Raw genomic sequence first — 16,440 nt, 5'->3', positions numbered from 1 at the left:
ATCTGCCGCGTAGCGCGTGCCGCCGACGTTTCACCGGCGGCACGTGAAGCGTCACGGCCGACGGGTCGTCGAACGACTCCCCAAGCCTCTATTCCAGCATTGGTCCGCTGCGAGCCACGCCGCTCGTCCAGGCAGCTGTGATTTCCCGGAGTATCGCCGCGTGAGCATCCAGACAGGTCCGATTGCCGCGACACGTGCGAGCCCCGGTGAGCGAGCGGAACTCGCTCGCCTCTCAGGAATGAAGTCGTCGCGTGCCCGCCTGCTGAGAAGTCTCGCGCCACTCCTCGTGCTGATAGGCCTGTGCATTCTGCTCGCGATCGCCAATCCGAACTTCATCGAGCCGCGCAATCTCGTACGCATTGCAAATTCCGCCGCGGTGCCGCTGACGCTGGCGATGGGCACCACCTTCGTCATCCTGATGGGCTCCATCGACCTTTCGGTCGAGGGCGCCGTCGCGATCGCCGCGATGACCCTGGTGCTGCTCGCAGGCAACGACGCCAATGCAAACGACTACGGCTGGCTAGCCGCTCTGGCAGCCATCGGCGCCGCCGGTGTCATGGGCTTCGGCAGCGGTGTCGTGCAGACCACCCTGCGCATCCCGTCCTTCATGACGACGCTGGGCACCTGGTTCATCGGCCTCGGCATCGCGGTCTTCATGCTGGGCGGTTCGGCTGTGCGCCTTTCCGACATGAACCTCCGCTCGCTGGCGCTGTCGCGCTTTGCCGGCTTTCCGCTCAGCGTCTGGGTGGCGCTCGCCGCCTTTGCCGTCGCGATCGTGATTCAATATCATACGCGCCTCGGCCGTCACATCATGGCGCTTGGCGGCGGCGAGGACGTGGCCGAGCTTTCCGGCGTCGATCCGCGACGCGTCCGTATCGCCACCTTTACCGTCGCCGGGCTGTTCTACGGTGTCGCCGGCGTGCTCGCCGCCGCCCAGTTCGGCCAGTCCAACGCCGTGATCGGCGACGGCCGGCTGTTCACCGCGGTCACCGCCGTGGTGGTCGGCGGTACCGCGCTGACCGGTGGCGAGGGCGGGGTCGTCAACACCCTCGTTGGCGTCCTCATCGTCACGGTCCTCGCAAACGGCATGGTGCTGCTCGGGGTCTCCCCGTACGTCCAGCAGACCGTGCAGGGCTTGATGATCATCGCCGCCGTCGCGCTATCGCTCGACCGCGTCCGTCAGCAGATCGTGAAGTGACCGCTATGCACGCGTCCAACCAGACAATCCTCGCCGCCCACAACATTGGCAAATCCTTCGCCGGCATCCCGGCCCTCAAGGACGTCTCGATCGAGATCAGGGCCGGGGAAGTGGTCGGTCTCATCGGCGAGAACGGTGCCGGCAAGTCGACCCTGATGCGCATCCTTGCCGGCACGCACCGGCCGGACCTCGGCACGTTGACGCTCGACGGTGCGCCGCTGAAGCTGAAGAACGCCTTTGATGCCGGCCGACACGGCATCGGCATGGTGTTCCAGGAACAATCGCTGCTGCTCAACCTCTCGGTTGCCGAGAACATCTATCTCGGCCAGGAGAGCCAGTTCACCCGCTTGGGCCTAGTCAACTGGTCGGCGATGCGAGCAGCTGCCCGACGTCAGCTCGCAAAGATCGGCGTCGAAATCGACGTCGCTGGGCGCACCTCCGAGCTGAGCTTCGCCGCCCGCCAGATGGTGGAGCTGGCAAAGGCGCTGACGCTGGAGGAGAGCACGAACAGGCCGCTGGTGATCCTGCTGGACGAGTCGACATCCGTGCTCGGCCGGGCCGACATCGAGATCCTGTTCGCCCGCGTCCAGGCGCTGCGGGAGCGGGCGAGCTTCGTCTTCGTCTCGCACCGGCTAGACGAGGTGCTGGAGGTTAGCGATCGGGTCTATGTCATGAAGGACGGAGCCGTCGTCGCCGAGCGGCAGGCGGACGCCGTGTCCGTGCCCGAACTGCACGAGGCCATGGTCGGTCGCGGCCTGCACTCTGAATACTACAAGGAGGCACGGCAGAAGCCGCCGGCCGCCGAAGTGGTTCTGGAGGCCGATGGGCTTTGCCTCGGAGACGCCTTCCACGGTGTCAGTCTCCAGCTACATGCCGGCGAGGTGCTTGGCATTGCCGGCGTGGTCGGTTCCGGCCGCGAGGAAGTGACACGCTCGGTCGGCGGCTTCCTACCGCATGACGGAGGTGCGCTGACGATCCGTGGCACCCGTGTGCGGCTCGACACGCCGGAGCAGGCCGTGAAGCTCGGCATCGGTACCATTCCTCGCGAGCGGCGGGTCGAGGGTCTGGTGATGTTCCTGTCGGTTGCAGTCAACATCACGCTTGCCAATCTTTCGGTCGCGATGCGCGGGGGCATGATCGACCACGGCCGTGAGCGGGCGTTGGCCGACGACTGGATCAAGCGCTTGCGCATCAAGGCGCCGGGACCGGATGCGCCCTGCCGCAACCTCAGCGGCGGCAACCAGCAGAAGGTGGTGCTGGCGCGCTGGATGACGGCTGGCTCGCGGATCCTGATCCTCGACCATCCGACCCGCGGCCTCGACGTCGGCGCCAAGGAGGAGGTCTACGAACTCGTCCGAGACCTCTGCGAGCAGGGCGTCGGCATCATCCTGATCTCGGACACGCTGGAGGAGACGATCGGGCTGTCGCACCGCGTGCTGGCGATGCGCGACGGCGAGATCACCGGCCGTTTCGACGCACCACCCGGCGGCAAGCCCGCCCAGGTCGACATCCTGCGAGAAATGGTATGACCGACATGGCTGACCGCATTCCGGCCGAGCGCCCCCGCCGCCGTATCGACGCGAACACGTTGCGCAACATCGCCCCGCCGGCCGTGCTGGTGGCGCTGATCCTGGTCGTCGAGATCGCCGCCCCCGGCTTCATGACGCTCGACACACTGAGGGTGATCCTGTCGGACACGGCTGTACTGTTCATCCTCGCCACCGGCGTCACCTTCGTCATCATGATCGGCGGCATCGATCTGTCGATCCAGGCACTGGCTTCGCTCGCCAGCGTCGTGCTGGCGCAATCGCTTCCGTATATCGGCCTCTGGGGTTTCCCAGCAGCGGTGCTGACAGGGCTGATCTTCGGTATTGTCAGCGGTGTCGTCCACGTACGACTGCGCGTGCCTTCCTTCGTCGCGACACTCGCCACCGGCGGCGTCGTCGCGGGGCTCGCGTTGCTTGCCGCCAACGGCAGGGCGATCACCATCGAAGAAGCCGGTCGCCTGAAGACCGCCTGGGTCAACGCATCGAGCTTCGGGATACCCAACGTGGTGATGATCGCGGTGGTGATCGGCATCGCCGGTATATGGGTAATGCGATACACCCGCTTCGGCCGCTACAGCGCCGCGGTCGGCGCCGGTGAGCCGGCGGCGCGGGCGGCGGGCATCAACGTCCAGCGCACTAAGATCACTGCCTTCGCGATCTCGGGTCTTCTTGCCGGTGTCGCAGGAGCGATCCTAGCCTCGCGCTTGTCCAGCGGTTCGCCGACGCTCGCCAACCAGATGCTGCTGCCAGCCATCGCCGCGGTCATCGTCGGGGGAACCGCGATCACCGGCGGGCTCGGCGGCGTCGGGCGGACGGTCGTCGGAGCATTGATCATCTCGATCGTGCGGATCGGCATGACATTTGCCGGCGTGAACATCTTCGCCGAGAATATCGTCTTCGGCGCGGTGCTGATCACGGCGGTGGCGATCACCATCGACCGCAGCAAGATCGCCATCATCAAATGAGTCGGCACCGCACCGTCCGAAGACGGTGCGGTGCCGGGCATGCCTCACATCGTGTCGAGACCGATCAGCTCGATCTTGTAGCCGTCGGGATCCTCGATGAAAGCGATGTGGGTGGTGCCGTGCTTCATCGGACCGGGCGGGCGCGGAATCTTGGCACCGCGGGCGGTGAGAGCGTCGCATACCGCGTAGATATCGTTGACGCCGAGTGCGAGGTGGCCGAAGCCCGTGCCCATCTCGTATGGGCTGGCCTGGTCGTAGTTGTAGGTGAGTTCGACCACCGTGTCGGTTTCCTCCGGTCCGTAGCCCACGAAGGCATTGGTGAACTTGCCTTCCGGATAGTCGTCCCGGCGCAGGAGCTTCATGCCGAGCAGTTCGGTGTAGAATTGGATCGAGGTATCGAGGTCTTGCACACGGATCATCGTGTGCATCATGCGGAAGCCGGCATCGGACATGGTGTTTCCTCCTCTAGGGATGCGGTGACGACAGGCAGACTCGGGCAGTTCCCGGCTTTGCGCTCGCGAAGGGAACGGCTCCGCTCCGGATGCTCATTCTTCGCGGTTGGCAGGCCAGAACGAAGGCACCTTTGTTATCCTGTACGACGGTTGTATGATAACATGACCAACCTGCTGCCTGTCCAGTCTATGTCCGGAACTGTCGCATGATGCACGACCCGCTACCCGCCGACCTAGCCGCACTGCAGGCGTTGCTGCCTGCGGCCGATCTGCTGCACCAGCCGGAGGACCTCGCCGCCTACAGCCGGGACTGGTCGGGAGACCACCAGGGCATGCCCTTCGCCGTAGCCAGGCCCAGGAACGTGGCGAGCGTGGCGGCGATCCTCGGCCTCTGTGCCGAGCGTCGTCTGCAGGTGGTGCCCCAAGGCGGCCTGACCGGTCTCGTCGGCGCCGCCGTCGCCGCGCCGGGGCGACGCGAACTCGTCGTTAGCCTGGACCGGATGACTGCGGTCCGCTCCGTCAGTCCGCTCGACTACGCGATGATCGTCGAGGCGGGCTGCGTTCTCGAGACCGCCAAGGCCGCGGCGGAAGCTGCCGACTGCCTGCTCCCGATCACGTTCGGGGCGCAGGGCTCCTGCCGGATCGGCGGCAATGTCGCGACCAATGCCGGCGGCTTCAACGTGCTGCGCTATGGCATGACTCGCGATCTCGTGCTTGGCCTCGAAGTGGCGCTGCCGGACGGGCGGGTCTGGAACGGGCTGCGCACGCTGCGCAAGGACAATCGCGGGCCGGACCTGAAGCAGATCTTCATCGGCAGCGAGGGCACGCTCGGCATTGTCACCGCGGCGGCGTTGAAACTGTTTCCGCGGCCGAGCCAGGTCGAGACGGCGCTGGTCGGCCTTCCCTCCGTCGAGGCGGCAATGGCCTTCTACGCCAGGGCACGCCGATCCTGCAGCGATCTCCTGTCCGCATTCGAGCTGATCCTGCGCGACGGCATCGAGGTCGCGATCGGTGCTGGCCTCGCGGAGCCCCTCGGATCGCCCTTTCCGGTCTACGTGTTGATGGAACTGGCGGCCAGCGGGTCGGTGGATCTCCGTCAGATACTGGAGGCCTGCCTCGAGGACGCGGCCGATCTCGTCACGGACGGGGTGCTGGCCGAAAGCCGGGCGCAATCGTCGAAGCTCTGGAGCTATCGGGAACTGATGGTCGAGCACCAGGGCCATGGACGGCCCTATTACCGGACCGACGTCTCGGTCCCCATCTCATGTATCGCCGAGCTTCTCTCCGCCGTGCTGCCGGCGACGGCCTCACAGTTTCCGGAAGTGCAGACCGTCGCCTACGGGCATGTCGGCGACGGCAACCTGCACATCAACGTCATTCCGCCGGAGAGCGTCACGCCGGAGGAGCGGGCGGCGCTGTTCCATGCCGCGGAAGACGTCATCTTCTCCGTCGTCGACCGGCTGGGCGGCAGCATCAGCGCCGAGCACGGCATCGGCCGGGTCAAGCAGCAGGCCTATCTCGATCGCGTCGATCCGGTGACGCTCGACTTGCAGCGGAAGCTGAAGCATATGCTCGACCCCTTGGCGCTGCTCAGCGCCGGCCGGATCCTGCCGGCGCAATCGAAGGACTGACGGTGGCTTTGAAGCTCGACAAGGTCACGCGGGGACCGCATCTGTCGACCCTCGTCGCCAGTTCGATCGCCCGCGAGATCGCCCAGGGCAGGCTGAAGCCCGGCGACCAGCTTCCGACGGAACAGTCGCTGGCAACGACCTTCGGCGTCAGCCGCAACGTCGTGCGGGAGGCGATCGCCCGCCTTCGATCGGAAGGTCGCATCCGCTCGCAGCAGGGCCTCGGCGCTTTCGTCGCGGAAATCCCGGCGGCGGCGCTGACCATCGAGCTCGCAGGCTCGCCGAGCGCGAAGGTGTTTCGCGGCCTGTTCGAGCTGCGCGGCATTCTCGAAGTGGAGGCGGCAGGACTTGCCGCGCTCCGGCGCCAGGAGAGCGATGTCGTCGCGCTCCATGCAAAGCTGGACGCGATGGCGGAGGCTCCGTATGGCGGTGTCGTCTGGCTCCGCATGGACCTCGACTTCCACACCGCCATCGCGGCCGCGACCCGGAACGACTATATCGCTCAGGTGCTCGTCTTCGTCTCCGAGAAGGTTCGGGAGAGCATTCTCGCATCGGGCCAGGACCGGGACTCCGACGTGCTCGCCCGGCTGACCCTCGACGAGCACCGGCGCATACTCGACTCCATCGTCGGGGGCGATGCGGCTGCCGCGCAGGAAGCGATGCGCACGCATCTCAGGGAGGCGGCCGGGCGGCTCGGCCTGATCCCTGGGCAGGCCGAAGCCGCCGCGGAGGCTGGAGCGTCCGGCGAGCTTCCACGTGGCTGGCTTGAAGGTCCCGGCTCCCGCCCTCAGCACTGACGATTTCGGAAATCGTGCAGCGCGGAAGGCCTGTCTTGCGTGTTCGGCGCGAAAGAGGAATGCTTTCAGCCCATGTCAGAACCGCTTTCCTTCCTTCCCGTCCGCCAGAACCTGAACCTTGCCGGCAACCTCACCCGGACCTTGCAGATGCAGATCGAGGCCGGCGAGCTCGCGCCCGGCCAGAAGCTGCCGACCGAACAGGCGATCGTCGAGTCGACCGGGGTCAGCCGCACCGTCGTGCGCGAGGCGCTGGCCTCGCTTCGGGCAAAGGGACTGATCTACACCCGGCAGGGTCTGGGTGCCTTCGTCGCAGAGCCACCGGTAACAGTGCCGTCCTTCACGCTGACCCAGCCGACATCGGATCAGGACGATGTTCTGGAAGTCCTGCGCGTTCTGGAGTTGCGTCTCAGCATAGAGGTCGAGGCAGCCGCTTTCGCCGCCGAACGTCGCACCGACGAGGATCTGGCGGCACTCGCCGATTCGCTCGATGCACTGGAAGCAGACAGTGAAAGGCTGAGCGAAGGAGCAGAGCACGACTTCGCCTTTCACCGTGCCATGCTGGTGGCCACGCACAATCCCTATTTTCCCGAAATCCTCGAGGTTTTCGGCGGCCTGATCATTCCGCGACAGAAGCTTCGGCTGGACGGAATGGCAGTCGGCGAACGCGCCCAATACCTGCGCCGTCTTGCAAGGGAACACCGTTCGATCTTCACGGCGATCGAGGGGCGTGATGCCTGCGCAGCCCGGAAAGCCGTGCGGCTGCACCTGGACAGGGCGCTGAAGCTATATCGCAAACTCGCGACGCCGGCGGGCTAGGACGATCGTAGCCGTCTGCGACCTGGCTGTTCCCGCAACACGGCAGCCGGCGGCAAGGTCCATGATGGGTCCTTCCTGATGGTTTAATGGTTGTCATACAACAGGTCAGCTGATAGCTCTGATCGCAGTAAGGCGCCACGTTCCAGGCGAATGCGACCATGTAAGACGATGCCGCATCGGTCGGGATCGGGAGGAGACAGCATGAAGACCAGAACTTTCGGGCGGATCGGCCGCAGCGTCAGCGAGATCGGTTTCGGCGCCTGGGCGATCGGCGCCAGCTGGGGGCACGTCGACGCCGACGACGCGAAGGCGGCGCTGCATGCCGCCCTAGATGCCGGCATGTCTTTCATCGATACTGCCGACGTCTATGGCGACGGCCGGTCCGAGCAGCTGATCGCCGAGGTCGTCGATGCCCGTGGCGGCGAACGCCCGTTCATCGCCACCAAGGCCGGACGGCGCCTGCCGGAGCAGACCGTCGCCGGCTACTCCGCCGAAAACCTGTCGGCCTATGTCGACCGCAGCCTGAAGAATCTGAAGGCCGATGTCCTCGATCTCGTTCAGCTCCACTGTCCGCCGACCGATCTCTACTACCATCCGGAGGTCTTCGAGCGGCTCGACGACCTCGTTGCCGCCGGCAAGATCCGGAACTACGGCGTCAGCGTCGAGCGGGTCGAGGAAGGGCTGAAAGCGCTGGAATATCCGGGCGTCGTCAGCGTCCAGATCATCTACAACATCATGCGTCAGCGCCCGGCCGAGCAGTTCCTGCAATTGGCTGCGGAGCGCGGTGTCGGCGTCATCGCCCGAGTGCCGCTTGCAAGCGGCATGCTGTCCGGCAAGTTCCGCGCCGACACACGTTTCGAGGACAGCGACCACCGCCAGTTCAACCGAAACGGCGAAGCCTTCGATGTCGGCGAGACCTTTTCCGGCGTGCCCTACGAGAAGGGGCTCGCGGCGGTGGAGCAAATCCGGCCGCTTGTCGGCGGGAGCGCCACCATGGCGCAGTTCGCTTTGCGCTGGATCCTGATGAACCAGGCTATCACCGTGGTGATACCCGGGGCGCGCAATGCCGAGCAGGCGGTCGCGAATGCGGCGGCGTCGGAATCGCATGAACTGAGCGACCGGACGATGGCCGAGCTCGCGTCGATCTACGACACCGATATCAAACCTTTCGTGCACCAGCGGTGGTAGCTGGGGCAGCGTCGGCATCGGGTCGTTGTCTGCCTGCTGCCGCTGTTGCGGCCTGCTGCCGAGAAAGACGGCCGTCCTTCGGCCGGCAAGAACGAGCGCCGAAAGCGCCGGGACAACTTCGGGAGGAAATTCATGTCGATAGACATTCGTCAGGCTGCGCACCCCGATGACGTGCGCCACTACGACGCCGAGGAACTGCGCCGGCATTTCCTGATCGAGGATGTCTTCGTCGCTGGCGAGATCCGGCTAACCTATTCGCATCTCGACCGCATGATCGTCGGCGGAGCCCTGCCGACCACGGCGCCGCTGCAACTCGAGGCGCCCAAGCCCGTCGGCCAAGCGAGCTTCCTCGCCCGGCGCGAGATCGGCATTTTCAGTCTCGGTGGCCCGGGGCGTGTGAAGGTTGGAACGGAAAGCTTCGACCTCGGCCTACGCGACTGCCTATATGCCGGCATGGGCGGCGGCGAGATCGTGTTCGAGAGCGTCGATGCAGTGGATCCGGCTAAATTCTACCTTCTCAGCACGCCGGCGCATGCCTCGCATCCGACCAGACTGATCCGGCCTGCGGATGCCCGACAGTTCAGCCCGGGCGAGCCGAAAACCGCCAACAAGCGAAACGTCTCGCAGTACATCCTGCCGGGGGTTTGCGACTCGTGCCAGCTGGTGATGGGCTTGACGGAACTGGAACCCGGCAACGTGTGGAACACCATGCCGACGCACACCCACGACCGGCGCTCGGAAGCATATTTCTACTTCGGCCTGCCGGCGGATCAGCGCATCGTCCACCTGATGGGCGAGCCGGACGAGACGCGGCACCTCATCGTCACCAACGAACAGGCGATCCTCTCGCCGAACTGGTCGATCCACTCCGGCGTCGGCACCTCAGCCTATGCCTTCATCTGGGGCATGGGCGGCGACAACATGGACTATGTCGACATGGACCAGGTGGCGATGGACCAGCTGCGGTGAGCGGCCCCTTCGACCTGTCCGGCAGGACCGCCCTGATCACCGGCGCCAATACCGGGCTCGGCCAAGCAATCGCTGTGGCGCTGGCCGAAGCGGGCGCCGGCATTATCGCCGTCGGTCGCTCCGACCCGGCCGAGACCGGCGCGATGGTTCGGACGCTAGGTGCCGCCTTCCGTTCCATCGAGGCGGACCTCTCCTCGACGGCGCTCATCGCGAGCGTCTTTGCAGAGGCGACCGAGGCGGGGTCCGTCGATATCCTCGTCAACAATGCAGGCATCGTGCGGCGCGCCGATGCCGTCGACTACAGCGAGGCCGACTGGGACGCCGTCATCGACACCAATCTGAAGACCGGCTTCTTCCTGACGCAGGCCTTCGCCCGGCCGATGCTGGCGCGGGGATACGGCAAGGTGATCAACATCGCCTCGCTGCTCTCCTTCCAGGGCGGCATCCGGATTCCGGCCTACACCGCCTCGAAGAGCGGGCTTGCCGGCGTGACGCGGCTGCTCGCCTGCGAGTGGTCGGCGAAAGGCGTCAATGTCAACGCCATCGCGCCGGGCTATTTCGTCACCAACAACACCACGGCGCTGCGCGAGGATGAGAACCGCAGCCGGCAGATCCTCGAGCGGATCCCGGCCGGGCGATGGGGCGAGCCGGGCGATATCGGCGGCGCGGCGGTGTTCCTCGCTTCGTCCGCCTCGGACTACGTCAACGGCATCGTCCTGCCGGTAGATGGCGGCTGGCTGGCGCGCTGACGCGCCTCGGCATCAGGGAAGAGGCGGCAGCATGGTCGATTACATCATCGTTGGGGCAGGGGCGGCAGGCTGCGTCCTCGCTGCAAGGCTGAGCGAGGATCCGGACAATTCCGTGCTGCTGATCGAGGCCGGGCCGAAGGATACGAACCCCTATATCCACATGCCCGTCGGCTTCGCCAAGATGACGGCGGGCCCGCTGACTTGGGGGCTGAAGACGGCGCCGCAGAAGCACGCGATGGACCGCGAGATTCCCTATGCGCAGGGCAAGGTGCTGGGCGGCGGCAGCTCGATCAACGCCCAGGTCTTCACCCGTGGCGCGCCGGCCGACTACGACTCCTGGGCGAACGAGCATGGCTGCCACGGATGGTCGTTCGCCGAAATCCAGCGCCTCTTCGTCCGCATGGAGGACAACGACACGCATGCCGGCGACTGGCACGGCATCGGCGGGCCGCTCGGCGTTTCCAGCGTGCCGCCGCACAGGCTGACCCGCGCTTTCGTCCAAGCCTGCCAGGAGTTCGGCATGCCCTACAATCCGGACTTCAACGGGCCCCGGCAGGCCGGCACGGGCGCCTACCAGACCACCACGCGGAACGGCCGCCGCTCCTCGACGGCGGTCGGCTATCTCAAGGGTGCGCTGCAACGGTCGAATCTTGTCCTGCGCACCGGCGTGGAAGTGTTGCGGATCGTGGTCGAGAAAGGCCGCGCAGTCGGCATCGAGATCACCGAGGGGGGACGGGCGGTCATTCTTCGATGCGAGCGGGAAGTGATCGTCGCCGCCGGGGCGATCGGCAGCCCGAAGCTGCTGCTGCTGTCCGGCATCGGTCCGGCGGACGAGCTTCAGGCTGTGGATGTTGCCGTCGTGCACGACCTGCCGGGTGTCGGCCGAAACCTTCAGGACCATTACGGAATCGATCTCGTCTACGAGCTGAATGGAGACCACAGCTACGACAAGTACAGGCGGCCGCACTGGCGAGCCTGGGCGGGCCTCGAATACGCACTGTTCCGCAAGGGGCCGGTGGCTTCGAACATCGTCGAGGGCGGCGCCTTCTGGAACTCCGGTCGGGACTGCGAGATGGCGCCCGACCTGCAGTTCCATTTCCTGGTGGGTGCCGGCGTCGAGGCCGGCGTGCCGCAGATCGCCGGCGCGGGCGTTACCGTCAATTCCTACACGCTGCGGCCGAAGGCCCGGGGTAGCGTACGTCTTGCCAGTGCCGACATCCGCCGGCAGCCGGTGATCGACCCGAATTTCCTTGCGGATCCCGATGATCTGCGCGTCTCCGTCGAGGGGGTGAAGATCACCCGCGAGGTGATGCACCAGCCTTCGCTCGGCCGGTATGTCCGGCAGGAGCATTTCCCTGGCAAGAGCGTACGCTCTCAGGCCGAGTTCGAAGCCTATGCCCGGCAGTACGGCCGCACCTCCTACCATCCGGTCGGCACTTGCCGGATGGGCATCGGCGCCGACGCGGTAGTCGATCCCGAGCTCAGGGTGCGCGGGATCGAGGGTCTGCGGGTCGCAGACAGCTCGATCATGCCGAGCCTCGTCGGTTCGAACACCAATGCCGCGACGATCATGATCGGCGAGAAAGCCGGCGATCTGGTCCGAGGCAATCGCATCTGATGACCCGGTATCGAAGGTCGAGGTACCCGTCTGATACAGACCGGGTGTCCGTGCGCGCCGGTGGGTCGGATTTCTAGGCAGCCACGGAATTCTGCCGACCTCGAAGTTGTCCGTTCGTGTCTCGTCGGCGAACGAAGGTCCGGTTCTCGGACTTATTCGTCCGACGCGGTCGCGGGCCGAGCGACGTCAGTCGGCGAAGCGGAGTGGTTCGGCCGTCCGGCTAAGATCGTGCCGGGAAAGTCGGTCGGAGAGTTTTATCCGGTTGCGATAGAAAGCCCTTCGACACAAGTCATGCACGGCTTCGTCGTCCTCGATGTATTTGTTCTGGTCGGCGCAGCGCCGAATCTTCAACCTACGCAGACTGGCCTCATGCTGCTGCTTTTCACGGTCGAGGCGCTGAAGCATGGGTGATCGAACTGGATAGGTCTCGAATTCCGCGCTCCACGTGCCTCTGCCTAATCCTCCGTGCAGTTCCGACTGCCGCCGGGTAGTCCCGAACTGCGTCGGGGTTGACCTCAGCGCCGATGCTGACGTTCGTCTGCTTGAGCCTCGTCTCCAGCCTGATCCGCAGGTCGCTGCCGTTGCGGGCAAGATGGTCGCCTCTCGCCTCGCGGAGCTCGGCCACGTGTGCGGCCGACGCGATCAGCGGCTTGCCGACAAGCATGTCCGCGGAGAACTCCCCTCGGAAGAAGAAGGCGCGTGTACGCCCGGCACGAGGAGGAAGAGCGGTTCGCGATCGATAAGGATACCCCGCTTCGCCAGTGCAATGCTTCGTGTGATGCGATGGAACAGCCGGACGGCGAAGCTTGTCTCCAGCCGTGCGAAGAATGCTGGCCGCCGACGACGAAACTCCGAGCTGCCGGCCTTCCTTGATCAAGACTCCGATCACAACCGCTTGGGCTTAAACGGCAATCGACCCCGACGAATCCGGATTTCTCAGCCCTCGTTGCGGACGTGGGTGTCCGAAGTGTTCCGAACCGCAGGCCATAGATCGCAGTGGACGTACGCGGATACTCTTTGATCCGGATCACCGCCTGCCCCCGCAGACGGGCGGGCACGAAGGTGTCGCTTCGGAGAGGAGAACCGATGATTAACATCAGCGTGAACGGAAACAGCCATCAGTTGGATGTTCCGGAGGACATGCCTCTTCTGTGGGTCCTGAGAGACGTCCTGGGAATGACGGGAACGAAGTACGGTTGCGGCATTGCTCAATGCGGCGCCTGCACGGTGCATGTAGGCGGTACTGCCGTCCGCTCGTGCATCACCCCGGTAGGCTCTCTCGATGATCAACCCGTCATGACGATCGAGGCCGTCGGGCAGACGCCGAACGGCGGCAAGATCCAGCAGGCCTGGCTGAACAGCGAGGTCGTCCAGTGCGGATACTGCCAGTCCGGGCAGATCATGTCCGCGACGGCTCTTCTGGATCAGACACCCAAGCCGACGGATGAGGACATCGACGCCGCGATGGCGGGCAATCTGTGCCGCTGCGGGACCTACGTCCGAATCCGCGAAGCCATCCACCACGCTGCAGCTTAGGAGAGATCGATGGGACAGGAAAAGATTTCTCGCCGGAGCCTCCTGAAAGCAAGTCTGCTTTCCGGAGGAGGAATGCTTCTCGCTATCAGAATGCCCGGGCTTGCCCGAGCCGAACTCTCTGCGGCGGGGTCGGCCGAGAACTTCTTTCCTAACGCCTTCGTCCAGATCGGCAGGGACGGCGTGATCACGCTGATCATGCCGCATACGGAGTCGGGGCAGGGCGTATACACCTCAGGGGCCATGCTGGTGGCAGAGGAGCTGGAGGTCGGGCTCGACCAGGTGTCCGTGCAGTCCGCCCCGCCCGATCTCGCCAAGTACATGGATCCGATCCTCTACGATCAGGCCACCGGCGGATCGACCTCGACACGAGCCGACTGGGTCCGCCTTCGCGAGGCCGGTGCCGCGGCACGCATGATGCTGATAGCGGCGGCGGCGCACAAATGGGAAGTCGATCCGTCCAGTTGTCGTGCGGCACTGGGCGTGGTCCACCACGATGCGACCGGACGTTCCCTTGGATACGGGGAGCTGGCCGGCGATGCGGCGGGACAGGCGATACCTGAGAAGGTCGTCTTGAAACTGCCTGGCGACTTCAAGCTTATTGGTACCAGTGCGAAACGCATCGACACGCCTTCGAAAGTGAACGGGACCGCTACGTTCGGAATCGACGTGCGGCTGCCCGATATGCGGTTCGGGACTCTCGCCCTGGTTCCGGTCAAAGGTGGCAGATTCGTCCGCATGGACGAGGCGGCTGCACGCAAGATCGCCGGCGTACGTGATATCGTTCGCGTCGGCGACGAGGCGGTCGCCGTGATCGGCGATCACATGTGGGCCGCTAAGCAGGGCCTGGATGCGCTTTCGATCGAATGGGATGCCGGCCCGAATGCAGGTCTTACGGTAGAGGCCGTCGTGGCATCGATGGAAGTCGCCTCGAGATCTCCGGGAGTCTCCGCCCGCAAGACTGGAGATGCGGAAGGGGCGATTGCTGGCGCGGCGACGAAGCTTTCGGAAACCTACCAGCTGCCGTTCCTGTCCCACTCTTCGCTGGAACCCCTGAACTGCACGCTGCACATTCAGAAGGATAGCGCCGAGATCTGGGTTGGAACGCAGGTTCCCGTACGCGCACAGAAGGCCGTTGCCGAGGCCACCGGTCTTCCGGTCGAGAAAGTGATAGTGAACAACATGCTGATGGGTGGCGCCTTCGGGCGACGTCTCGAGATCGACAGCATCGCCATTGCTGCTTCGATCGCGAAGCAGGTTTCCTATCCCGTGAAGCTCGTCTGGACCCGCGAGGAGGATATGCGGCACGACTACTACAGGCCGTACTACTACGACCGCGTCGCTGCCGGGCTCGATGCTACGGGCAAGCTCGTCGGCCGCACCCATCGCGTCACCGGTGCCTCGCTATATGCGCGTTGGGCCCCCGCCGCGTTCAAGGACGGCCTAGACATCGACGCCGTCGACTGCGCGGCCGAGACGCCCTACGAAGAGCAGGCGGTGTCTGCCGACTACGTCCGTCATGAAACCGAAGGACTGAATACCAGCTGGTGGCGAGGCGTCGGACCCAGTCACAACGTCTTCGTCGTCGAAAGCTTCGTCGACGAGATGGCTTCGGCCACGAAACAGGACCCGGTCGCGTTCAGGCGTGGGATGCTCGGCAAGAATCCGAGAGCGCTGGCCGTGATGGAGCTTGCCGCTTCGAAGGCGGGATGGGGCGAACCGCTTCCTCCCGGTGTGGGCCGCGGCATCGCGGTGCAGTTCGCGTTCGGGAGCTTTCTCGCATGCGTCATGGAGGTCGAGGTTCCTGCATCAGGCGATGTCGTATTGCGGCGAGGGGTGATCGCCCTCGATTGCGGCATGGTCGTCAACCCGGATACGGTTCGCGCGCAGATGGAGGGCGGTCTCATCTTCGGGCTGGGTGCTGCCATGTACAACGAGATAACTCTGACCGACGGTGCCGTGGATCAGAGCAATTTCGACACGTATAGAGTCCTCAGGATCGACGAGGTTCCGAAGATCGAGGTCCATATGGTCAGCAGCACTGAACTGCCCGGGGGTGTAGGCGAAGCGGGCACTGCCATCGCCGCCCCGGCCCTCGGCAACGCGATCTTCGCCGCTTCGGAAAAGAGGTTGAGGCGGCTTCCATTCGGGAAGGTGGCCGCTTGAACTAGCAGCTCGCAGGAAGCTCGAGCATGCGTCATGTGACCCCGCGGCCATGCCGTGGGGACTCATGTTCGTTTTCGCGAGGTCAGGGTCTGGGTGATCTGAATGATCAAAAATTTTTAATCGAAAATCCGGCCGGGTTCGCATTGATGCGAAACTGTCCTTGATCTGACTTGGATGACGGACCGACAGGACTCGATGGGTTGCATAGCGGCGGAAGAAAGTGGCCGGCCGGCGCGCTAGAAGCTAACGAAAGGGCCCCCTTGGGCAAAGCTGGCCGCGACGATTCTCGAATTGAGGGATGGAGCGTCGGGAGTGCAAACTCGGCGCTTCCAGGCCGGCCCCGGGTCCTTTCCCAGCGGGTCGGCCCCTACACCATACAAATTCGTATGCATGCGACACCCCTCAAATCTGAGCGGTGGAGACAGACACCATCCAGCTTTGGCTGATGGCCACATTCTGCAGTACGAAGCCGGCAAAGAGACGCCGCCGTCCGCAGCGTTCATAGGGCCTTAACCGTAGCGAACCGTTCTACGGAACTCGGTTGCGTGCGGTCGCATTTGCGGCACAGAAATTCCAATCCGTAGACAGATGTGATCCCGATCCGATGAGCATATCGACAGCCACGCAGCGCCTCGACGTTACCGGCTATCCCTCGCGAATGGTGCTGGCCGCGACGGCCGGCACCTGTCTCATCGCAAGTTTTGTCGCCGATCTCGCCTATCTTGGCACTGCCGACGCGGCCTGGACGATCTATTCCGCATGGCTTGTTCTTGCCGGAGTGGTCGCCAACGGCTTTGCTGTCATGGCAGCTTTC

The 16,440-nt window shown here is 64.8% G+C and carries 14 protein-coding genes and 1 pseudogene; 13 read left to right on the top strand and 2 right to left on the bottom strand.

The genetic code is table 11. The annotated features are described in order from the left end of the window. Positions 1–160 precede the first annotated feature (160 nt). From ACZLZY_RS23680 to ACZLZY_RS23670, 3 genes are read left to right on the top strand one after another with little or no spacing between them, the layout of a single operon-like run. Positions 161–1,198 (top strand): ABC transporter permease, encoded by a 1,038-nt coding sequence (locus ACZLZY_RS23680; RefSeq protein ID WP_472936445.1) that lies wholly within the window; start codon positions 161–163, stop codon positions 1,196–1,198. A 5-nt stretch (positions 1,199–1,203) separates the two neighbouring features. Further along, a complete protein-coding gene (locus ACZLZY_RS23675; protein ID WP_472936470.1) occupies positions 1,204–2,727 on the top strand; it encodes a sugar ABC transporter ATP-binding protein in 1,524 nt (507 codons plus the stop codon). After that, complete coding sequence (locus ACZLZY_RS23670; protein WP_472936444.1) at positions 2,724–3,710, top strand: ABC transporter permease; 987 nt, start codon at positions 2,724–2,726, stop codon at positions 3,708–3,710. Before ACZLZY_RS23675 ends, ACZLZY_RS23670 begins: the two co-directional genes overlap by 4 nt. Positions 3,711–3,754: 44 nt before the next feature. On the opposite strand, the gene gloA is transcribed toward ACZLZY_RS23670, so the two are convergent. Further along, the gene (gloA, locus tag ACZLZY_RS23665) at positions 3,755–4,162 is read right to left on the bottom strand and encodes a lactoylglutathione lyase (RefSeq protein WP_472936443.1); all 408 of its coding nucleotides are present in this window, start codon (positions 4,160–4,162) and stop codon (positions 3,755–3,757) included. Between the two features lie 206 nt (positions 4,163–4,368). Here gloA and ACZLZY_RS23660 point away from each other — a divergent pair, with 206 nt between their 5' ends. From ACZLZY_RS23660 to ACZLZY_RS23630, 7 genes are all read left to right on the top strand, one after another. After that, positions 4,369–5,793 carry an FAD-binding oxidoreductase gene (locus tag ACZLZY_RS23660; protein ID WP_472936442.1) on the top strand — a complete coding sequence of 475 codons (1,425 nt, stop codon included), beginning with the start codon at positions 4,369–4,371 and terminating at the stop codon, positions 5,791–5,793. A gap of 2 nt (positions 5,794–5,795) precedes the next feature. After that, entirely contained in the window at positions 5,796–6,587 is a 792-nt protein-coding gene (locus ACZLZY_RS23655; RefSeq protein WP_472936441.1) for a FadR/GntR family transcriptional regulator, read from the top strand. A gap of 72 nt (positions 6,588–6,659) precedes the next feature. Then, the gene (locus ACZLZY_RS23650; RefSeq protein ID WP_472936440.1) at positions 6,660–7,403 is read left to right on the top strand and encodes a FadR/GntR family transcriptional regulator; all 744 of its coding nucleotides are present in this window, start codon (positions 6,660–6,662) and stop codon (positions 7,401–7,403) included. A gap of 201 nt (positions 7,404–7,604) precedes the next feature. Beyond that, the gene (locus ACZLZY_RS23645; RefSeq protein ID WP_472936439.1) at positions 7,605–8,591 is read left to right on the top strand and encodes an aldo/keto reductase; all 987 of its coding nucleotides are present in this window, start codon (positions 7,605–7,607) and stop codon (positions 8,589–8,591) included. 132 nt (positions 8,592–8,723) lie between these two features. Continuing rightward, positions 8,724–9,560 carry a 5-dehydro-4-deoxy-D-glucuronate isomerase gene (gene kduI, locus ACZLZY_RS23640; RefSeq protein WP_472936438.1) on the top strand — a complete coding sequence of 279 codons (837 nt, stop codon included), beginning with the start codon at positions 8,724–8,726 and terminating at the stop codon, positions 9,558–9,560. After that, positions 9,557–10,309 carry a 2-dehydro-3-deoxy-D-gluconate 5-dehydrogenase KduD gene (gene kduD, locus ACZLZY_RS23635; RefSeq protein WP_472936437.1) on the top strand — a complete coding sequence of 251 codons (753 nt, stop codon included), beginning with the start codon at positions 9,557–9,559 and terminating at the stop codon, positions 10,307–10,309. Before kduI ends, kduD begins: the two co-directional genes overlap by 4 nt. A gap of 31 nt (positions 10,310–10,340) precedes the next feature. Beyond that, the gene (locus tag ACZLZY_RS23630) at positions 10,341–11,927 is read left to right on the top strand and encodes a GMC family oxidoreductase (RefSeq protein ID WP_472936436.1); all 1,587 of its coding nucleotides are present in this window, start codon (positions 10,341–10,343) and stop codon (positions 11,925–11,927) included. Between the two features lie 186 nt (positions 11,928–12,113). On the opposite strand, the gene ACZLZY_RS23625 is transcribed toward ACZLZY_RS23630, so the two are convergent. Then, a complete protein-coding gene (locus ACZLZY_RS23625) occupies positions 12,114–12,332 on the bottom strand; it encodes a hypothetical protein (protein ID WP_496253604.1) in 219 nt (72 codons plus the stop codon). A 681-nt stretch (positions 12,333–13,013) separates the two neighbouring features. Between ACZLZY_RS23625 and ACZLZY_RS23620 the strand changes: the two genes are divergently transcribed. From ACZLZY_RS23620 to ACZLZY_RS23610, 3 genes and pseudogenes are all read left to right on the top strand, one after another. Continuing rightward, positions 13,014–13,463 (top strand): (2Fe-2S)-binding protein, encoded by a 450-nt coding sequence (locus tag ACZLZY_RS23620; RefSeq protein ID WP_472936434.1) that lies wholly within the window; start codon positions 13,014–13,016, stop codon positions 13,461–13,463. A gap of 9 nt (positions 13,464–13,472) precedes the next feature. Continuing rightward, on the top strand, positions 13,473–15,626 hold the full coding sequence (locus ACZLZY_RS23615; RefSeq protein ID WP_472936433.1) for a xanthine dehydrogenase family protein molybdopterin-binding subunit: 2,154 nt from the start codon (positions 13,473–13,475) through the stop codon (positions 15,624–15,626). 541 nt (positions 15,627–16,167) lie between these two features. Next, positions 16,168–16,440, top strand: a pseudogene (locus ACZLZY_RS23610) (hypothetical protein); the annotation flags it as partial.

This window comes from Mesocryomonas lacus (assembly GCF_055730135.2).
Note: the sequence above shows the minus strand (reverse complement) of the source record. Positions and strands in the feature narration are given on the sequence as shown.

Coding starts and splice junctions, on each gene's coding strand:
- gloA (WP_472936443.1), bottom strand. CDS start 4,162: ATGTCCGATGCCGGCTTCCGCATGATGCACACGATGATCCGTGTGCAA.
- ACZLZY_RS23670 (WP_472936444.1), top strand. CDS start 2,724: ATGACCGACATGGCTGACCGCATTCCGGCCGAGCGCCCCCGCCGCCGT.
- ACZLZY_RS23675 (WP_472936470.1), top strand. CDS start 1,204: ATGCACGCGTCCAACCAGACAATCCTCGCCGCCCACAACATTGGCAAA.
- ACZLZY_RS23660 (WP_472936442.1), top strand. CDS start 4,369: ATGATGCACGACCCGCTACCCGCCGACCTAGCCGCACTGCAGGCGTTG.
- kduI (WP_472936438.1), top strand. CDS start 8,724: ATGTCGATAGACATTCGTCAGGCTGCGCACCCCGATGACGTGCGCCAC.
- ACZLZY_RS23650 (WP_472936440.1), top strand. CDS start 6,660: ATGTCAGAACCGCTTTCCTTCCTTCCCGTCCGCCAGAACCTGAACCTT.
- ACZLZY_RS23625 (WP_496253604.1), bottom strand. CDS start 12,332: ATGCTTCAGCGCCTCGACCGTGAAAAGCAGCAGCATGAGGCCAGTCTG.
- ACZLZY_RS23645 (WP_472936439.1), top strand. CDS start 7,605: ATGAAGACCAGAACTTTCGGGCGGATCGGCCGCAGCGTCAGCGAGATC.
- ACZLZY_RS23615 (WP_472936433.1), top strand. CDS start 13,473: ATGGGACAGGAAAAGATTTCTCGCCGGAGCCTCCTGAAAGCAAGTCTG.
- ACZLZY_RS23630 (WP_472936436.1), top strand. CDS start 10,341: ATGGTCGATTACATCATCGTTGGGGCAGGGGCGGCAGGCTGCGTCCTC.
- ACZLZY_RS23620 (WP_472936434.1), top strand. CDS start 13,014: ATGATTAACATCAGCGTGAACGGAAACAGCCATCAGTTGGATGTTCCG.